At 74.7% G+C, this 21,004-nt stretch carries 2 protein-coding genes; both read right to left on the minus strand.

Annotation, left to right across the window (positions count from 1 at the left end; genetic code table 11):
* Nucleotides 1-38 precede the first annotated feature (38 nt).
* Nucleotides 39-15,671 (minus strand): type I polyketide synthase, encoded by a 15,633-nt coding sequence (locus tag ACXNSR_RS02850; RefSeq protein ID WP_458643545.1) that lies wholly within the window; start codon nucleotides 15,669-15,671, stop codon nucleotides 39-41.
* Nucleotides 15,672-15,942: 271 nt separating this feature from the next.
* Nucleotides 15,943-20,982, minus strand: a complete 5,040-nt coding sequence (locus ACXNSR_RS02855) for a type I polyketide synthase (RefSeq protein ID WP_458643546.1) — start codon at nucleotides 20,980-20,982, stop codon at nucleotides 15,943-15,945.
* Nucleotides 20,983-21,004 lie beyond the last annotated feature (22 nt).

A 21,004-nucleotide genomic window follows, 5' to 3' on the forward strand; every position in this document is an offset into this window, starting at 1 on the left:
TCGAAGTGGTCAAGGTCGTCTCGGTCGTCCCGGTCATCTCAGGAGAGGCCGAGTTCGTCATCGAGGAGGTCGAAGAGCTCGTCGGCCGTGGCGGCCTGGATGTCCCGCTCTTCGGCGGCGTTGTCCTGTGCACCGTGCGTGTCGTTCCACTTCGCCAGTAGGTCTCGCAGCCGGGCGGTGATGCCCGCGCGTTCGGCGTCGTCGGGGGCGACCGCCGAGAGGATCGATTCGAGCTTGTCGAGCTCCGCGTGGACGGGCTTGCGGGCGGTGTCGTCCCGGCCGAGCTTCTCCCCGATGTACGTGGCGAGCGCCGCGGGTGACGGGTAGTCGAAGATCAGCGTGACGGGCAGCCGCAGCCCGGAGGCGGCGGTGAGCCGGTTGCGCAGGTCGACGGCGGTCAGCGAGTCGAAGCCCAGGTCGAGGAAGCCGCGGGCGGCGTCGACGTCGTCGGCCGTGCCGTGGCCGAGTACGGCGGCCACCTGGGTACGGACCAGGTCCCGCAGCGCCTGGTCGCGTTCGGCGGGCGACAGGCCCGCCAGCCGATCCCGGAGGGTGCCCACCGGTTCGGCGGCGGAGCGGGAGCCGGAGGCGGTCCGGGCCGCGGGGGCGGCGGCCCGGCGCGCGGGGGTGCGTACGAGTCCGCGCAGGAGCGGCGGCAGGGTGCCGTCGGCGGCCTGGGCGCGCAGTACGGCCGGGTCGATCCGCATGGGGACGAGGACGGGGTCGTCCAGGGTCCGGGAGGTGTCGAACAGGGCCAGCCCCTCCTCGGGGGCGAGCGCGCCGACGCCCGAGCGGGCCATCCGGGTCAGGTCGGCCTCGTCGAGGGCGCCCGCCATGCCGTCCGCGGCCGCCCACAGGCCCCAGGCGAGCGAGCTCGCGGCCAGGCCGCGGGCCGCACGGTGCTGGGCGAGGGCGTCGAGGAAGGCGTTCGCCGCGGCGTAGTTGGCCTGACCGGCCGCGCCGAAGCAGCCGGCGACGGAGGAGAAGAGCACGAACGCGGAGAGCTGGTGGCCCTCGGTGAGCTCGTGCAGGTTCCAGGCCGCGTCGACCTTGGGGCGCAGGACGGTGTCGAGGCGTTCGGGCGTGAGGGAGTCGATGATCCCGTCGTCCAGGACGCCGGCCGTGTGGACGACCGCGGTCAGCGGCCGGTCGGCGGGGACCGAGGCCAGTACGGCGGCCAGCGCGTCCCGGTCGGCCGCGTCGCAGGCCGCCCAGGTGACGGCAGCGCCCCGCTCGGTCAGCTCGCGCGTCAGGTCCGCCGCGCCGGGCGCCGCGTCGCCGCGGCGGCTGAGCAGCAGCAGGTTCCGTACGCCGTGGGCGTCGGCGAGGTGGCGGGCGAAGAGCCGCCCGAGGGTGCCTCCGGCGCCGGTGACGAGGACGGTGCCGGCGGTGTCGATCTCCAGCGGGCCGGTCTCGGTGCGGCCGGCCTCGGTGGCGCCGGTCTCCGGGCGGCCGGTCCCGGCGGCGGTCCGGGCGATGCGGCTCAGCCGGAAGGCGTACGCCTCGCCCGCCCGCAGGGCGAGCTGCGGTTCGTCGCCCGCCAGCGCGGCGGCCAGCGCCCCGAGGGAGGCGTCGGAGCCGTCGGTGTCGGCGAGGACGAACCGACCGGGGTTCTCCGACTGCGCCGACCGCACCAGGCCCCACACCGGGGCGTGGGCGAGGTCGGTGACGTGTTCGCCCGGAACGGCGGCCACCGCACCCGAGGTGAGCAGTACCAGCCGGGAGCCGTCGAGGTGTTCCTCGGCCAGCCACTCCTTGACGAGGGCGAGCGCGTGGTGCGCGGCGCCGCGGGCGGCGGGCGCCCGGCCGGCGGGGGCCGCGGCGGACAGCGGGACGACCACCACGTCGGGTGCCGGGGCGCCGGAGGCGAGTGCCCGGCGCAGCGCGGTGAGGCCGGGATGCCGTTCGAGCGGTTCGCCGCCGACGCGGAAGTCGGCGCCCTCCTCGCCCAGTACGGCCCACCGCTGCCCGGCGGGGACGGCGGCGGCGGTGAGGGGCAGCTTGGCCCACTCCACGCCGAACAGGGACTCGTGGTGCGCGGCGCGGTCGCCGCCGAGCTGGGCGGCGGAAACCGGGCGCAGGATCAGGGAGTCGACCGAGGCCACCGGGGCGCCGGTGAAGTCGGCGGCGTCCAGGGCCACGCCGCCGGAGGCTCCGGCGGTGATCCGGACCCGCAGGGCGGCCGCGCCGCTCGCGTGGAGGCGTACGCCGGTCCAGGCGAAGGGCAGTCGGGCGCCTTCGGCGGAGTCGTCGGAGGAGGAGCCGGGCACCCCGAGGCCGATGGCCTGCAGGGCGGCGTCGAGGAGCGCGGGGTGCACGCCGTAGGCGTCGGCGTCGCTCTCGTACGCCTCGTCGAGCGCGACCTCGGCGAAGAGCTCGCCGTCGCGGCGCCAGGCGGCGCGCAGCCCCTGGAACACCGGCCCGTATCCGAGGCCTGCCGCAGCCGCTGCCGGGTAGAAGCCGTCGGTGGGGACGGGTTCGGCGCCGGCCGGCGGCCACTGGGCCAGGTCGAAGGCGCGGGCCGGGGCGGCCGGGGCGAGTACGCCCGTGACGTGGCGCGTCCACGGCTCCCCCGCCGGGGCGTCGGCCGGGCGGGAGTGCAGCGTCAGGGTGCGCCGGCCCTCCTCGTCGGCCGCGTCCACGGCCAGCTGGAGCTGTACGGCGCCCTGGTCGCCGAGGGTGAGCGGGGCCTCGATGGCCAGCTCCTCGACGGTGTCGCAGCCGGTCTCCGCGCCGGCCCGCAGGGCCAGTTCGACGAAGGCGGTGCCGGGCAGCAGGACGGTGTCCATGACCGTGTGGTCGGTCAGCCAGGGGTGGGTGGAGAGGGCGAGGCGGCCGGTGAGGACCACCCCGTCGGAGGCGGGCAGCGGGAGGGTGGCGCCGAGCAGCGGGTGTCCGGCGGTGTCGAGGCCGGCCGCGAGGACGTCCTCGACGGAGACGCCGACGTCGAGCCAGTAGCGCTTGCGCTGGAAGGCGTACGTCGGGAGCTCCACGCGGCGGGCGCCGGTGCCGGCGAAGCAGGCCGTCCAGTCGACGCCGACGCCGTGCGTGTGGGCCTGGGCGAGGGCGGCGGCGAGGGCCTCGGCCTCGGGGCGGCCCTTGCGCAGCACGGGCACGCAGACGGCGGCCGCGGCAGGCTCGGGAGCCTCGGCGGTGTCGGTCAGACAGTCCTGGACGAGCGCCGACAGGGTCCCGTCGGGGCCGAGTTCGACGTAGGTCGTGACTCCGGCGGCCTCCAGGGCGCGAACGCCGTCGAGGAAGCGGACGCCCTCACGGACGTGCCGCACCCAGAACTCCGCCGAGGCCATCTCGTCGGTGACGAGGGCGCCGGTCAGGTTGGAGACGACCGGAATGCGCGGAGCCCCGTACACCAGGCCCTCGGCGACCTTGCGGAAGTCGGCGAGCATGCCGTCCATGTGCGGCGAGTGGAAGGCGTGGCTGACCGTGAGCCGCTTGGTCCTGCGGCCCATGGCCTCGAAGACCTCGGCGACCTCGACGGCCGCGTCCTCGTCACCGGCCACGACGACGGCCTGCGGGCCGTTGACCGCGGCGATGCTCACTGCGCCGGTCAGGAACGGCAGGACCTCGTCCTCCGCCGCCTGGACGGCGATCATCACGCCGCCGGCGGGCAGCTCCTGCATCAGCCGGCCCCGGGCGGCGACCAGTTCGGCCGCGTCCTGGAGGGAGAGCACACCCGCGACGTGGGCGGCGGCGATCTCGCCGATGGAGTGGCCCGACAGGACGTCGGGCCGCACTCCCCACGCGTCCAGCAACCGGAACAGCGCCACTTCGACCGCGAAGAGGGCGGGCTGGGTGTACCCGGTCCGGTCCAGCAGGGCGGCGTCCGATCCGAACATCACGTCCTTCAGCGGAAGTTCGAGGTGCCGGTCGAGTTCGGCGCAGATCTCGTCCAGCGCGGCCGCGAAGACGGGGTACGCGTCGTGGAGTTCGCGTCCCATGCCGAGGCGCTGGCTGCCCTGCCCGGTGAACAGGAACGCCACCTGGCCCTCGCGCGCGGCTCCCCGTACGAGTCCGGCCGCGCTCTCGCCCCGGGCCAGCGCGTCCAGGCCGCGCAGCAGCTCCGCGCGATCGGCCGTGACGAGGGCGGCGCGCTGTTCCAGGGCCGAGCGGGTGGTGGCCAGGGACAGGGCGAGGTCGGCGGGGCGCAGGCCCTCGTCGCCGTGGACACGGGTGTGGAGCCGGCGGGCCTGGGCGCGCAGCGCGCCCTCGCCGCGGGCCGACAGCACCACGGGCACGAACGGCGTACGGGTCTCCTCCGGCTCCGGCGCGGCCCCGGGGGCCGGCTGGGGTGCGGGGTCCGGCTGCGGGGCCTGCTCGATGATGGCGTGCGCGTTCGTCCCGCTGATGCCGAAGGAGGAGACGCCCGCGCGGCGGGGGCGGCCGGTGTCGGGCCAGGCCACCTGGTCGGTGAGGAGGGACACCGCGCCCGCCGTCCAGTCCACGTGCGGGGTCGGCTCGTCGACGTGGAGGGTCTTGGGCAGGACGCCGTGGCGCATCGCCATGACCATCTTGATGACGCCGGCGACACCGGCGGCGGCCTGGGTGTGCCCGAGGTTCGACTTCACCGAGCCGAGCAGCAGCGGCTGTTCGTCGCTGTGCTCGCGGCCGTAGGTGGCCAGCAGCGCCTGCGCCTCGATCGGGTCACCGAGGGTCGTACCGGTGCCGTGTGCCTCGACGGCGTCGACCTCGGCGGCGCTCAGGCGGGCACTGGCGAGGGCCTGGCGGATGACGCGCTGCTGCGAGGGGCCGTTGGGGGCGGTGAGACCGTTGCTGGCGCCGTCCTGGTTGACGGCGGAGCCGCGGACCACCGCGAGGACCTGGTGGCCGTTGCGGCGGGCGTCGGAGAGCCGCTCCAGCAGGAGCATGCCCGCGCCCTCGCCCCAGCCGGTGCCGTCGGCGGCGGCCGCGAAGGACTTGCAGCGGCCGTCGGCGGCGAGCCCGCGCTGGCGGCTGAATTCGATGAAGGTGCCCGGTGTGAACATCACGGTGACACCGCCCGCCAGGGCGAGCGAGCACTCGCCGTTGCGCAGCGCCTGCGCGGCGAGGTGCAGGGCGACCAGCGAGGAGGAGCAGGCCGTGTCGACGGTGACCGCCGGGCCCTCCAGGCCGAACGTGTAGGCGACGCGGCCCGAGACGATGCTGCTGGAGCTGCCCGTGCCGAGGTAGCCCTCGACACCGTCGGGCACGGCGTGCAGGCGCGCCCCGTAGTCGTGGTACATGACGCCCGCGAAGACGCCCGTACGGCTGCCGCGCACCGAGGACGGGGCGATCCCGGCCCGTTCGAATACCTCCCAGGTGGTCTCCAGCAGCAGGCGCTGCTGGGGGTCCATGGCGAGGGCCTCGCGCGGGGAGATCCCGAAGAAGGAGGCGTCGAACTCCGCGGCATCGTGCAGGAAGCCGCCCTCGCGGGCGTACGAGGTGCCCGGGTGCTCGGGGTCGGGGTGATAGAGGGCCTCGGTGTCCCAGCCCCGGTTCTCGGGCAGGCGGGTGACACCGTCCTCGCCGGCGGTCAGGAGCTGCCAGAGGTCCTCGGGGGTGCGGACGTCACCGGGGTAGCGGCAGCTCATGGCGACGATGGCGATGGGCTCGTCGTCGGCCGCCGCGGTGGCCGCTGGCGTCGCGGACCCGGCGGCGAGGGCGCCCGTGGTGTCCTGGTCCGTGTCGTCGATCAGCTCGCTTCGCAGGTGGCGGGCCAGGAGGGTGGGGTCCGGGTAGTCGAAGACGAGGGTGGCGGGCAGGCGCAGGGCGGTGGCCCGGTTCAGCCGGTTGCGGAGCTCCACCGCGGTGAGCGAGTCGAAGCCGAGCTCCTTGAAGGCCCGCCCGGACTCGACGGCGGCGGGGCCGGCGTGTCCGAGTACGGCCGCGACCTGCGTACGGACCAGGTCCAGCAGGGCGCGGTCCTGTTCGGCGGCGGACAGCCCGGCCAGGCGGGCCCGCAGCTCCGGCTCGGAACCGGTGGCCGCCGCGGCCACCGACCGGCGGGCGACGCCCCGTACCAGGCCGCGCAGCAGCGGCGCGAGGGTGCCGACGGCCGCGAGCGGACGCAGCGCGTCGGTGTCCACGCGCATCAGGGCCACGGCGGCGTCGTCGAGGCGGACGGCGGTGTCGAACAGCCCGAGGCCGTCGGCGGCCGTCAGCGGCGGCAGTCCGGCGCGGCGCATGCGGTTGACGTCGGCGGCGTCCAGGGCGCCGGCCATGCCGTCGGCCACGGACCACAGGCCCCAGGCCGGCGCGGACGCCGGGAGGCCCTGGGCGCGGCGGTGCTGCGCGAGGGCGTCCAGGAAGGAGTTGGCGGCGGCGTAGTTGCCCTGGCCGGGGCCGCCGAACATGCCGGAGGTGGAGGAGAACAGCACGAACGCGGAGAGGTCCAGCTCCCGGGTCAGCTCGTGCAGGTTCCAGGCCGCGTCCACCTTGGGCCGCAGCACCGCCGACAGCCGGTCGGGGGTCAGCGAGGTGAGGATCCCGTCGTCGAGGACGCCGGCGGTGTGGACGACCGCGGTGAGCGGGTGGTCGGCGGGGATCTCCGCCAGCAGGGCGGCGAGGGCGTCCCGGTCGGCCACGTCACAGGCCGCCCAGGTGGCGATGGCACCCGACTCGGCGAGTTCCCGGGCGAGTTCGGCCGCGCCCGGCGCGTCGGCGCCGCGCCGGCCCACGAGGAGCAGGCGGCGCACCCCGTACGCGGTGGCCAGGTGCCGGGCGACGAGCCCGCCCAGCGCGCCGGTGGCGCCGGTGATCAGCACCGTGCCGTCGGGGCCGAAGGCCGGGGTGCGGCCGTCGTCCTCCCCGCCGGTCTCGACGCGGGCGAGGCGGGGGACGAGCACGGCGTCCGCGCGCAGCGCGAAACGCTCCTCGTCGGAGGCGAGCGCGGCGCGCAGGGCGCCGTGGCCGCCGTCCGCGGCGGTGTCGGCGTCGACGAGCGCGAACCTGCCGGGGTTCTCCGTCTGCGCGGACCGCATCAGGCCCCAGACGGTGGCGGCGGCCAGGTCGGTCACGTCCTCGTCCGGGGTCGCGGCCACCGCGCCGCGGGTGACGAACACCAGCCGGGCGGCGGCGAACCGGTCGTCCGCGAGCCAGGCCTGGGCGAGGGCGAGCGCGGCGTGCGCGGCGTCGTGCACGGCGGGCGCGGACGGGGCGGCGGGCGCCGGGGCGAGGTGGACGACCACCTCGTCCGGGACGGCCGCTCCGGCGTCGACGGCGGCGGCCAGCGCCGCCAGATCGGCGTAGTGGGCGGCGTAGCGGTCCTGGTCCCGCGGGGCCCCCGCCGCGGCGGCACCGAGCAGGGCGTACCGGACCGTGGCGGCCGCGTCCGGGCCGGCGGGGCCGCCGAGCTCGGTCCACTGCTGGCGGAACACCGACTCGTGGTAGGAGGTGCGCGCGCCGTGCAGCCGGCCGGCGGTCACCGGCCGCAGCCCGAGCGAGCCGACGGCCGCGACGGGGGCGCCGGACGTGTCGGCGATCTCCAGCCGGACGCCCTCGGCTCCGGCCGGGGTGAGGCGGACGCGCAGTGCGCTCGCCCCTCCGGCGTACAGCGACACCCCGGACCAGGCGAAGGGCAGCCGGCCCTGGCCGTCGTCGGCTCCGATGCCGTCGAGTCCGATGGCGTGCAGCGCGGCGTCGAGCAGCGCGGGGTGCAGGCCGAAGCGGCCCGCCTGGTCCTCGGCGCCCTCGGGCAGCGCGACCTCGGCGTACACCGCGCCGTCGAGCTGCCATGCCGTGCGCAGGCCGCGGAAGGTGGGGCCGTAGGCGAAGCCGATCGTGTCGAGTGCCTCGTAGCGGCCGTCGAGCGGCAGCTCCGTGGCTCCGGCCGGCGGCCAGGCCGTCAGGTCGAAGTCGGCGGCGGGACGGGCCTCTTCGGCCAGGACACCGGCGGCGTGCCGCGTCCAGGGTTCCTCGGCCGCCAGGCCCTCGGCGCGGGAGTGCAGGGCGAACGGCCTGCGGCCGGCCTCGTCGGCGGCGCCGACCCAGACGCGCAGCCGCACGCCCCCGCGCTCGGGCAGGACGAGGGGCGCTTCGAGGGTGAGCTCTTCGAGGTGGTCGCAGCCGAGCTGGTCACCGGCGCGGGTCGCGAGCTCCACGAAGGCCGTTCCGGGCAGCAGGACACTGCCGAGGATGGCGTGGTCGGCCAGCCAGGGGTGGGTGGACAGGGCGAGCCGTCCGGCGAACACCATGCCGTCCGACTCGGGCAGGGCGACACCGGCGCTCAGGAGCGGGTGGGCCGTGTCGTCGAGGCCGATCGCCTCGACGTCCCCGAGGTGGAGGGAGGAGATGGCCGGCCAGTAGCGCTGCCGCTGGAAGGGGTAGGTGGGCAGGTCGACGCGCTGGGCGCCGGTGCCGGCGAAGTACGCCGCCCAGTCGGCGGTGACGCCGTGGGCGTGGGCCTGGGCGAGGGCCGTGGTGACGGCCTCGGCCTCGGCGCGGCCCTTGCGGAGGGTGGGGACGAAGACGGCCTCGTCCTCGGTGCAGTCCTGGGCAAGGGCCGACAGGACCCCGTCGGGGCCGAGCTCGACGTACGTCGTGACCCCGGCCGCTTCCAGGGCGCGGACGCCGTCGAGGAATCTGACCGCCTCGCGCACGTGCCGCACCCAGAAGTCCGCCGAGCCCATCTCGTCGGTGACGAGGGCGCCGGTCAGGTTCGAGACGACCGGAATACGGGGGCTCGCGCAGGTCAGGCCCTCCACCACCCGGCGGAAGTCGGCCAGCATGCCGTCCATGTGCGGCGAGTGGAACGCGTGGCTGACGGTCAGGCGCTTGGACTTCCGGTCCGGGAAGGCTTCCGTGACCGCGACCGCCGCGTCCTCGTCACCGGCGACGACCACCGAGCGCGGGCCGTTGACGGCCGCGATGCTCACCCGGTCGGTCAACAGCGGGAGGACCTCGTCCTCCGAGGCTTCGAGTGCGATCATCACGCCACCGCCCGGCAACGCCTGCATCAGCCGGCCACGCGCCGCCACCAGCGTGCAGGCGTCGTCCAGGGAGAGCACCCCGGCGACGTGCGCGGCCGCGATCTCGCCGATCGAGTGCCCGGACAGGAAGTCCGGCTTCACACCCCACGACTCCAGCAGCCGGAACAGCGCCACCTCGACCGCGAACAGCGCCGGCTGGGTGAACCGCGTCTCGTCCAGCAGAGCGGCATCGGATCCGAACAGCACCTCCCGCAGCGGGAGTTCGAGGTCGATCCGGGCACACACCGCATCCAGCGCGTCCGCGAACACCGGGAAGGCGTCGTACAGCTCACGACCCGTCCCGAGCCGCTGGCTGCCCTGGCCGGTGAACAGGAACGCGAGTTTGCCCGCGGCCGGCGAACCGGTCACGAGCCCGGCGGCCGGGTTCCCCTCGGCCAGTGCCTGCAGTCCCGCGAGCAGGGCGGAGCGGTCCGGGGCCACCACGGCGGCGCGGTGCTCGAACGCGGACCGGCCGAGGGCCAGGGAGAGTCCGAGGTCCGCGGGGCGCAGGTCGGGGTGCCGTTCGGCGTGGGCGTGCAGGTGGCGGGCCTGGTCGCGCAGGGCGTCCTGGCTCTTGCCGGAGAGGATCCAGGGCAGCGGGGCGTCCGCCGGGACGAGCGCCGGTGCGGCGGGTTCGGTCTCCGGGGCCTGCTCGATGATGGTGTGGGCGTTGGTGCCGCTGATGCCGAACGAGGAGACGCCCGCACGGCGCGGACGGCCGGTCTCCGGCCACTGCACCGCCTCCGTCAGCAGGGCGACGTCACCCGCCGTCCAGTCGACGTGCGGGGTCGGCTCGTCGACGTGCAGGGTCGGGGGCAGCACGCCGTGCCGCATGGCGAGCACCATCTTCATCACACCGGCGACACCCGCGGCGGCCTGGGTGTGCCCGAGGTTGGACTTGATGGAGCCGAGCAGCAGCGGCCGGCCCTCGGGGCGGTCCTGCCCGTACGTGGCCAGCAGGGCCTGCGCCTCGATCGGGTCGCCGAGCCGGGTACCCGTACCGTGCGCCTCGACCGCGTCCACGTCGGTGGCCGCCAGGCCCGCGCCGGCGAGGGCCTGGCGGATCACCCGCTGCTGCGAGGGCCCGTTCGGGGCGGTGAGGCCGTTGCTGGCACCGTCCTGGTTGACGGCCGACCCGCGGACCAGTGCCAGGACCGGGTGGCCGTTGCGGCGGGCGTCGGAGAGCCGCTCGACGAGCAGCATGCCGAGCCCCTCGCCCCAGCCGGTGCCGTCGGCGGCGGCGGCGAAGGCCTTGATGCGGCCGTCGGCGGCCAGCCCGCGCTGACGGCTGAAGTCGATGAAGGAGGCCGGGGTGGACATGACGGTCACGCCGCCCGCGAGCGCCATCGTGCACTCGCCCTGGCGCAGCGCCTGGATCGCCCAGTGCAGGGCGACCAGCGACGACGAGCACGCCGTGTCGACGGTGACGGCCGGGCCCTCGAGGCCGAGGACGTAGCTGACGCGGCCGGAGACGACGCTCGCCGCGTTGCCGGTGCCGAGGAATCCCTCGCTGCCGTCGGGGGCGGCGAGGATGACGTCGAGGTAGTCCTGCCCGTTGGTGCCGGTGAAGACGCCGATCCGCTCCCCGCGCACGGTGGCGGGGTCGATGCCGGCCCGCTCGAAGGCCTCCCAGGAGGTCTCCAGGAGCAGCCGCTGCTGCGGGTCCATGGCGAGGGCCTCGCGCGGGGAGATCCCGAAGAACCCGGGGTCGAAGCGGGTGGCGTCGGCGAGGAAGCCACCCTCGCGGACGTAGGTGGTGTTCTCGGTGACGGACTCCGGGTCGTACAGCCCGTCGAGGTCCCAGCCGCGGTCCGTCGGGAAGCCGTCGATGGCGTCGCGGCCCGTGACGAGGAGCTGCCACAGCTCCTCCGGGGTGCTCACCCCGCCGGGGAAGCGGCAGCTCATGGCGACGATCGCGATGGGGTCGTCGTCGGTGGCGCCACGGGTGCCCGTATCGGCGCCCGCACCGGTGGCGAGTGTCTGGCCGGTGGCCGGCCGGGCGCCGAGGAGCTCCCCCTGGAGGAAGGCGGCCAGCGAGAGGGAGTTGGGGTAGTCGAAGATCAGGGTCGCGGGCAAGCGCAGCCCGGTCCGGGAGGCGAGGAGGTTGCGGATCTCCACCGCGGTCAGGGAGTCGAAGCCGAGGTCCCTGAAGGCGATGGCCGGGTCCACGGACCCGGGACCGGGGTAGCCGAGTACGGCGGCCACCTGAGTACGGACGAACTCCACGGCGAGCGCGTCGCGTTCGCCGCCCGCTGCCCGGGCGAGCTGCCGGGCGAACGTATCGGCGCTCCCGGCGTCGGGGGCGGGCGCGTCGGCGGCGGCGAGGGCGTGCACGGCCTCGGGGAGGTCGGCGATCAGCGGACACGGCCGTACGGCGGTGAGGCCCGGCGCCAGGCGGTCCCAGTCGATGTCCGCAACGAGCGAGGCGGTCTCGTCCAGGGTGAGCGCCGCGTGCAGGGCCGACAGGGCCAGTTCGGGGGCGAGGCCCGGGAGTCCGGCGAGGCGCAGGCGCTCCGCCACGAGCTCGTCGGTGGCCATGCCCGCCTCGGCCCAGGCGCCCCAGGAGATCACGGTGGCGGGCAGGCCGTCGGCGCGGCGCTGCTCGGCGAGGGCGTCGAGGGAGGCGTTCGCGGCGGCGTAGTTGGCTTGTCCGGCGGCGCCGAAGGCGGCGGCGAGGGAGGAGAAGAGGACGAACGCGTCGAGGTCCAGGTCGCGGGTCAGCTCGTGCAGGACCTGCGCCGCGTGGGCCTTGGGGCGCATGACGTCCGCCAGGCGCCTCGGCGTCTGCGCGTCGAGGACGCCGTCGTCGAGCACGCCGGCGGCGTGGACGACGGTCGTCAGGGGGAAGGCTGCCGGGACGGTGGCGAGGAGCTCGGCCACGGCGTCCCGGTCGGCCACGTCGCAGGCCGCGAGGGTGACCCGGGTGCCCAGTTCGCGCAGTTCGGCGGCGAGTTCCGGCGCGCCGTCGGCGTCGGGGCCGCGCCGGCTCACCAGCAGCAGGTGCTCGGCGCCGCTACGGGCGAGCCAGCGGGCCACGTGCCGGCCGAGCGCACCGGTGCCGCCGGTGACGAGAGCGGTGCCGGAGGTGGACCACTCGGTGTCGGGGGCCTGCTCCTGAGGGGCGCGGGTCAGCCTGCGGACGAACACGCCGGTGGAGCGCACGGCGAGGTGGTCCTCGGTGCCGAGGCCGCCCAGGACGTCGGCGAGCCGGCCCGCTGTGCGCTCGTCGGGGGTCGCGGGCAGGTCGACCAGGCCGCCCCAGCGAGCGGGCAGTTCGAGGGAGGCGGTGCGGCCGAGGCCCCAGAGCGGCGCCTGGGCGAGGCCGGTGAGCTGGTCGGAACGGCCCGTCGACACCGCGCCGCGGGTGGCGGCCCACAGCGGGGCGTCCACGTCCGCGTCGCCCAGTGCCTGGACGAGGGCGAGGGTGGCGGCGAGCCCGGCGGGCAGCGCCGCGTCCTCGGGATGCGGCCGCTCGTCGAAGGCGAGCAGCGACAGCACGCCGGCGGGGGCACCGGCCTCCGCGGCGCCGGTGACGGCCTCGGTGACCCTGCGGGCGAGGGCGGCCCGGTCGTCGGCCGCCGCGTCGACGGTCACGCTGCTCACGGTGACACCGCGCGCGGCCAGGACCTGGGCGGCGGCAACGGTCCACGGGGCGTCGGTGTGCCCCGCGGGCACCACGAGGAGCCAGTGCCCGGCCGGCGGGGCGGGCGCGGTGTCGGTGAGCGGCTTCCAGGTGATGCGGTAGCGCCAGCCGCCCACGGTGTCGCGGTCGCGGTTGCGGCGGTGCCAGGCGGAGAGCGCGGGCAGCACGCCGCTGAGCGGTTCGTCGCCGTCGACGCCGAGGGTCTCGGCGAGGGCGGCCAGGTCCTCGCTGTCGACGACCTCCCAGAACTTGGCGTCGGTGAGGCCGAGTTCGCGGCCGTCGGCGGGCTCGCTCAGGTCGGTGAAGGGGTCGCGGGGCCAGTAGAGGTCGCGCTGGAAGGCGTACGTCGGCAGCTCGGCGCGGCGCGCGCCGGTCCCGGCGAAGCGCGTGGCCCAGTCCGGGGAGAGCCCGCGGACGTGGGCGCCGGCGACGGCGGCGGTCAGGGAGCGCGCTTCGGGACGGCCGGTGCGCAGCGCGGGCAGGAAGGCCGCGGCGCGGGGGCCGGTAGCGGTCTGGCAGTCCTGGCCGAGGGCGGACAGGACGCCGCCCGGGCCGATCTCGACGTAGGCGGTGACCCCGCGGCTCTCCAGCCAGCGGATGCCGTCGAGGAAGCGGACGGCCTCGCGGACGTGGCGGACCCAGAAGTCGGGCGAGGCCATCTCGTCGGTGACGAGGGCACCGGTCAGGTTGGAGACGACCGGGATACGGGGGGCCTCGAAGGTCAGCCCCTCCACGACCTGGCGGAAGGCGTCGAGCATGCCGTCCATGAGCGGCGAGTGGAAGGCGTGGCTGACGGTGAGGCGCTTGGACTTGCGATCGGGGAAGGCCTCCAGGACGGCCGTCGCGGCGTCCTCGTCACCCGCGATGACCACGGACTGGGGGCCGTTGACGGCCGCGATGCCGACGCGCTCGGTCAGCAGCGGCAGGACCTCGTCCTCCGACGCCTGGACGGCGATCATCACGCCACCTGCGGGCAGCGCCTGCATCAGACGACCGCGGGCAGCGACCAGCGTGCAGGCGTCGTCGAGCGAGAGCACCCCGGCGACGTGTGCGGCCGCGATCTCACCGATCGAGTGACCGGACAGGAAGTCCGGCTTCAGGCCCCAGCTCTCGACGAGGCGGAACAACGCCACCTCGACCGCGAACAGCGCCGGCTGGGTGTACTCCGTACGGTCCAGCACGGCCGCGTCGTCCCCGAACAGGACTTTCTTCAGGGGCAGTTCGAGCTGCGCGTCGAAGTTCGCACACACGGCGTCCAGGGCCTGCGCGAATACCGGGTAGGCGTCGTACAGTTCGCGCCCCATGCCGAGGCGCTGGCTGCCCTGTCCCGTGAACAGGAACGCCAGCTTGCCCTCGGTGGCGCTCCCCTCGACCACGTCGGGGGACTGGCGGCCCTCGGCGAGCGCCGCGAGCCCGGCCAGCAGTTCGCCCCGGTCCTGGGCGACGACCGCCGCACGGCGGTCCAGGGCGGCCCGGGTGAGCGCCTGCGCGCAGGCGACGTCCTCGAGACGGAGGCCGGGCCGGGTCGTGAGGTGGGCGTGCAGTGCGGCTGCCTGCGCCCGCAGCGCGGGCTCGGTCTTGCCGGACAGGACGACGGGCAGGACGGGCGGCACGGCAGCCGGCTCGCTCCCGGGGAGGACGCCTTCGGCGGCGTCGGCGTCGGCGTCGGTCTGCCGGTCGTCAGCGGCTCCGGCAGGGGCCTCGGCACCCTCGAGGATGATGTGCGCGTTGGTGCCGCTCATACCGAACGAGGAGACGCCGATCCGGCGCGGCCCGCCGTGCTGCGGCCAGGGGCGCGCCTCGGTGAGCAGCGACACCTCGCCCGCCGACCAGTCGACGTGCGGGGTCGGCTCGCTCACGTGCAGGGTGCGCGGCAGTACGCCGCTGCGCATCGCCATGACGCTCTTGATGACTCCGGCGACGCCGGCGGCGGCCTGCGCGTGGCCGATGTTGGTCTTGAGGGAGCCCAGCCACAGCGGCCGGCCCTCGGGACGGTCCTGGCCGTAGGTGGCGATGATGGCCTGCGCCTCGATGGGGTCTCCGAGGCCGGTTCCGGTGCCGTGCGCCTCGACGGCGTCCACGTCGGCGGGCGTGAGCCGGGCGTTGGAGAGCGCCTGGAGGATGACGCGCTGCTGCGAGGGGCCGTTGGGCGCGGTCAGACCGTTGCTGGCGCCGTCCTGGTTGACGGCCGAGCCGCGGATCACGGCCAGCACGTGGTGGCCCTTGCGGCGGGCGTCGGAGAGCCGCTCCACGAGGAGGACGCCGACGCCTTCGGCGAGGCTGAAGCCGTCGGCGTCCGGCGAGAACGCCTTGCAGCGGCCGTCGGTGGCCAGACCGCGTTGCTTGCTGTAGTCGATGAACGTGCCGGGCGCGGACATCAGGGTGGCGCCGCCGGCGAGGGCGAGCGAGCACTCTCCGTTGCGCAGCGCCTGCACCGCGAGGTGCAGGGCGACGAGCGAGGAGGAGCAGGCGGTGTCGACGGTGACGGCCGGGCCTTCGAGGCCGAAGGTGTACGAGAGCCGGCCGGAGGCGACGCTCGCCGCGTTGCCGGTTCCCAGGTAGCCCTCGACGTTCTCGGAGGAGCTCAGCAGGGCCGTCAGGTAGTCGTGGTTGCTCGTGCCGACGAACACGCCGACCTGCTTGCCGCGCATCGAGGTCGGGTCGATGCCCGCGCGCTCGAAGGCCTCCCACGAGGTTTCCAGGAGGAGCCGCTGCTGCGGGTCCATGGCGAGGGCCTCGCGCGGGGAGATCCCGAAGAGCGACGGGTCGAACCGGGCGAAGTCCTGGACGAAGCCGCCCTGGTTGGCGTAACTGGTGCCCGGGTGCTCGGGGTCCGGGTGGTAGACGGTCTCCATGTCCCAGCCGCGCTCGACCGGGAAGCCGGTGATGGCGTCGACGCCGTCGACGACCAGCTGCCACAGCTCCTCCGGCGAGGTCGCGCCTCCGGGATAGCGGCAGCCCATGCCGACGATGGCGATGGGGTCCTGGTTCCGGGCCTCGATCTCGCGCAGCCGCTGACGCGTCTGCTGCAGATCCGCTGTCGCCAGCTTCAGGTAGTCCCGCAGCGTCTCTTCATTCGCCATTTAACGCAACCACCCATTTGCAGCAGACGGCATCAGAAAACTGAGTGCAGAGCCGAGAATGACATCGGAAATGCGGCCGCTCCACTTTGCCGATGGAAGCGACTGCTCGGTGGCAGGCTATTTCCGCTTCAATCTCCCCTACAACCCCTAACTGCCCCCTACGCACCCCTGGGTGGAGGAGTGCGTAGGGGGCAGTCGACCCCCGGTCAATTAATCAGGGGGCGGGCCATCTTCACCAATATTCAGCAAGCCGTCAATAACGTCCGAGGCCCTCATTGATGAACGCGAAAAGCTCCTCGTCGCTGGCGTCCTGGAGCTGCTCCGCATCGTCGCGGGCGGCGTCCGGTGCGCCGGCCGCGCCGTCGGGGCCCAGGCCGGTCGCGGGGCCGTCCGCGGCGGTCGTGCCGGAGTGCCGCCCGGCCGGGTCGTCACTGTCGTTCCACCTGGCCAGCATCGACTGGAGCCGCATCGTCACCCGGGCCCGTACGACGTTGTCGGCGGTGCCGCGTTCGAGTACGGCCTCCAGCTTGTCGAGCTCCTCCAGCAGCGGGGCCCCTCCCGCCACGGCGTCGGGCACGATCCCGGCGCGCAGGAACGCGGCGACGGCGGCGGGGGTGGGGTGGTCGAAGACCAGGCTGGCCGGCAGCTTCAGGCCGCTCACCGCGCCCAGGCGGTTGCGCAGCTCGACGGAGGTGAGGGAGTCGAAGCCCAGCTCCTTGAAGGCCCGGCCGGCCTCGACGGCCGTGAGGTCGGCGTGTCCGAGGACGGCGGCCACGGCCGTACGGACCAGGTCGAGCAGCAGGCGCTCCTGCTCGACGTCGGGCAGCCCGGCGAGCTGCGCGCTGAGCGGCACTCCCCCGGCCAGGTCCTCGGCGGACTCCCGTTCCGCGCTCTCGACGACCCGCCGGGCCTCGGGGAGCTCCAGGAGCAGCGGCCGCGGCCGGTCGGCGGTGAAGGCGAGCGTGAACCGCTTCCAGTCCATGTCGACCAGGGTCAGCGTGGTCTCGTCGCGGTCCAGGGCGTGCCGGAGCGACGCCAGCGTCCGCTCGGGCGCCATCGCGATGATGCCGTGGCGGCGCATCCGGTCGCCCGCCGCGCTGTCGTCCCCGGCCGCGCTGCCCCAGGGGCCCCAGGCGAGGGAGGTGGCGGGCAGCCCGGCGGCGCGCCGGTACTCGGCGAAGGCGTCGAGGAACGCGTTGCCGGGTGCCTGGTTGCCCTGGCCGGGGGCGCCGAAGGTGGCGGCGAAGGAGGAGAAGAGGACGAACGCGGACAGGTCGAGGTCGCGGGTCAGCTCGTGCAGATGCCGCGTCGCGTCCACCTTGACCCGCAGGACGGCGGCCACCCGCTCGGGCGTGAGCGTCTCGATGATGCCGTCGTCGACGACCGCCGCGGCGTGGATCACCGCGGTGAGCGGCTGGTCGGCGGGGACGGAGGCGAGGAGGCCGGCGAGGGCTTCGCGGTCGCCGACGTCGCAGGCGGCGAGCGTGACCCGGGCGCCGAGGGCCGTCAGTTCGTCGCGCAGCCCGTCCGCGCCGGGCGCGTCGGCCCCGCGGCGGCTGGTCAGGATCAGGTGCTCGGCACCGTTCTCGGCCAGCCAGCGCGCCACCTGCGCGCCGACGACGCCCGTACCGCCGGTGACCAGCGTCGTCCCGGCCGGACGCCACTCGCGCACCGCCGGGGTCTCCGCCAGCCGGGCCCGCACGAGACGTCGTACGAACAGGCCCGAGGCCCGCACTGCCACCTGGTCCTCGGCGGCGTCCCCGGCGAGGACCCCGGCCAGCCGGTCGAGGATCCGGTCGTCCACGGCGTGTTCGGTGCCGGGCAGATCGATCAGGCCGCCCCAACGGCCCCCCTGCTCCATGGAGGCGACGCGGCCGAGGCCCCAGATGAGCGCCTGGTCCGGGTCCGCGATCCGGTCGGTCCGCCCGGCGGCGACCGCGCCCCGGGTGACGCACCACAGCGGCGCGGCCACCTCGGCGTCACCGAGTGCCTGGGAGAGCGCGAGCCCGGCGGCAAAGGCCCCGTCGTCGCCGAGGGCGAGGAGGGACAGCACCCCGGCGGGGGCGGGCGCCCCGTCCGTGGCGGCCTTCAGGGCGTCGGTCAGCGCGTCCCGGGAGGCCGCGTCGGCGGCGGCGGTGACGGTACGGACCTCCGCGCCGCGCTCGGCGAGCGTACGAAGGACAGCGGCGGCCGTGTCACCTGCCCCGGCCCCGGCCTCGGGCACGACCACGAGCCAGGACCCCGAGAGCCGGGGCTTGGCCGCGGCATCGGTCTGCGGCTTCCAGGTGACCCGGTAGCGCCAGCCGTCGACCGTGGACTGCTCACGGCTCTGCCGCCGCCACGAGGACAGGCCGGGCAGGACCGTGCCCAGCGAATGGATGGCGTCGGGGGTGTCAAAAGCCAGGGCCTCGGCCAGCGCCGTGACGTCCTCGCGTTCGACGGCGTCCCAGAAGCGGGCGTCCATCACGCTCTCGCCGGTCACTTCACCGACTTCTGCCGGCGCGGCCTCGGGCCAGAACCGCTGCGACTGGAAGGCGTAGGTGGGCAGGTCCACGCGCCGGGCGCCGGTGCCCGCGAAGACGGCGTCCCAGTCGACGGTCACGCCACGGACGTACGCCTCGCCCAGGGAGATCCAGAACCGCTCCAGACCGCCCTCGTCACGGCGCAGGGAACCCAGGACAGCGGCCTCGCGACCCGCGTCCTCGACGGTCTCCTGCATACCCACGGTCAGCACCGGATGCGGACTCGACTCGATAAACACACCGAAGCCCTGGTCGAGGAGGCTGCGAGTCGCCCGCTCCAGCTCGACCGTCTGACGCAGGTTGCGGAACCAGTAACCGGCGTCCAGCTCGGTGCCGTTGACCCACTCCCCCGTCACGGTCGACAGGAACGGAACCTCCGCCGCCCGCGGCACGATCGGGGCGAGAAGGGTGTCGAGCTCCTCGCGGAGGAGTTCTACCTGGGCGGAGTGCGAGGCGTAGTCCACGGCGATCCGCTTGGCACGGACCCCATCCGCCTCGCACGCGGCGAGCAGCTCGTCCAAGGCCTGGGCCTCACCGGAGACCACCACGGAGGAGGGGCCGTTGACGGCGGCCACGGAGATCCGCTCCTCACCCCACGGCGCGATCCGCTCCCGGACCTCGGCAGCGGGCAGCGGGACGGAGACCATGCCGCCCAGACCCGCCAGCACCCGGCCGATCGCCTGACTCCGCAGAGCCACCACCCGGGCCGCATCCTCCAGGGACAGGATCCCCGCCACACACGCAGCCGCGATCTCACCCTGCGAATGCCCGATCACCGCACCCGGACGCACACCAGCCGACCGCCACACCTCCGCGAGGGACACCATCACCGCGAACAGCGCCGGCTGCACCACATCCACCCGGTCAAGGGAAGGCGCGCCATCGGCGGCCCGGAGCACATCCACCAACGACCAGTCGGTGAAGGGCTCCAGCGCCTTCGCACACTCCCCCACCCGGGCAGCGAACACCGGCGAGGACTCCAGCAGCCCCGCTGCCATGCCCAGCCACTGCGAGCCCTGACCCGGGAACACGAGCGCCGCCTTCCCACCGACGGCAGCCCCGGTGACCACACCGGCCGCCAGCGCACCCGAGGCCACCGCGGCCACACCGGCCGCGTGATCGCCGAAGACGACCGCCCGGTGATCCAGCCCCGCACGCGTCGACGCCAACGACCAGCCCACGTCCACCGGATCAATGTCCGGCGTCTCCGCCAGCCAGCCCGACAGCCGCTCCGCCTGCCCCCGCAACGCCCCCGCACTCTTGCCCGACAGCACCCACGGCACCACCGGCATACCAGAGCGTGCAACCGGCTCAGCCGCCTCCGCATCCGCCTCGGGGGCCTGCTCGACGATCACGTGCGCGTTCGTCCCGCTGAACCCGAACGACGACACACCCGCACGACGCGGGTGCGTCGTCTCGGGCCATGCCGTCTGCTCCGTGAGCAGCGCGACCGTGCCGGACTCCCAGTCCACGTGGGGCGACGGCTCGTCGATGTGAAGGCTCTGCGGGAGCACACCGTGCCGCATGGCCAGCACCATCTTGATCACACCGGCCACGCCAGCCGCGGCCTGCGTGTGCCCGATGTTCGACTTCACCGACCCCAGCAGCAGCGGCTGCTCGGCCGGGCGGCCCTGCCCGTAGGTGGCCAGCAGCGCCTGCGCCTCGATCGGGTCACCCAGCGACGTGCCCGTGCCGTGGGCCTCCACCACGTCCACCTGATCGGCGGACAGCCGGGCGTTGGCCAGGGCCTGGCGGATCACGCGCTGCTGGGACGGGCCGTTCGGCGCCGTCAGGCCGTTGCTCGCACCGTCCTGGTTGATCGCCGTACCCCGGACCACGGCCAGCACCGGACGCCCGTTCCTGCGCGCGTCGGAGAGCCGCTCCAGGAGCAGGACGCCCACGCCCTCCGCCGGACCGAAGCCGTCGGCTCCCGCCGCGAACGCCTTGCAGCGGCCGTCCGTGGACAGTCCGCGCTGCTTGCTGAACTCCACGAAGAGCCCAGGGGTGGACATCACGTGTACGCCGCCCGCGACGGCCAGCGAGCATTCCCCGGCCCGCAGCGCCTGCACCGCCAGGTGGAGGGCGACGAGCGAGGCCGAGCAGGCGGTGTCGACGGTGACGGCGGGGCCTTCGAGGCCGAAGGTGTAGGAGAGCCGCCCGGACAGCACGCTGGAGGCGTTGCCGGTGCCGAGGTGGCCCGCGTAGTCCTCCGCCGCCTCCAGGAGCGGGGTGAGGTAGTCCGAGCCGTTCATACCGACGAACACGCCGCACTGGCTGCCGCGCAGCAGGTTCGGGTCGATGCCGGCCCGCTCGAACGCCTCCCAGGAGGTCTCCAGGAGCAGCCGCTGCTGCGGGTCCATCGCCATGGCCTCTCGCGGGGAGATCCCGAAGAAGTGGGCGTCGAACGCGGAGGCGGCGCTGAGGAACCCGCCCTCGCGAGTGGTCGAGGTGCCCGGGTCGTCGGGGTCTTCGGAGAAAAGGTGGTCCAGGTCCCAGCCGCGGTCCGTGGGGAATTCGGTGAGGGCGTCGCCGCCGGTGGCCAGCAGGTCCCACAGTTCCTCGGGCGAGCTCACGCCGCCGGGGAACCGGCAACTCATGGCCGTGATGGCGATGGGCTCGTGTGCCTGGCTCTCGATGTCCCGAAGACGTCCGTACGCCTCATCGAGATCCATCGTGACCTTCTTGAGGTATTCGCGGAGCTTTGCTTCGTTCGCCACTGGCGCTTCACCTATTCGCGTGATCGAGACCGTGGAGGACTCAAGAGAATTCAGGGGAGTTCAGAGGAGTTCAGGG

This window comes from Streptomyces sp. NC-S4, from assembly GCF_054353315.1.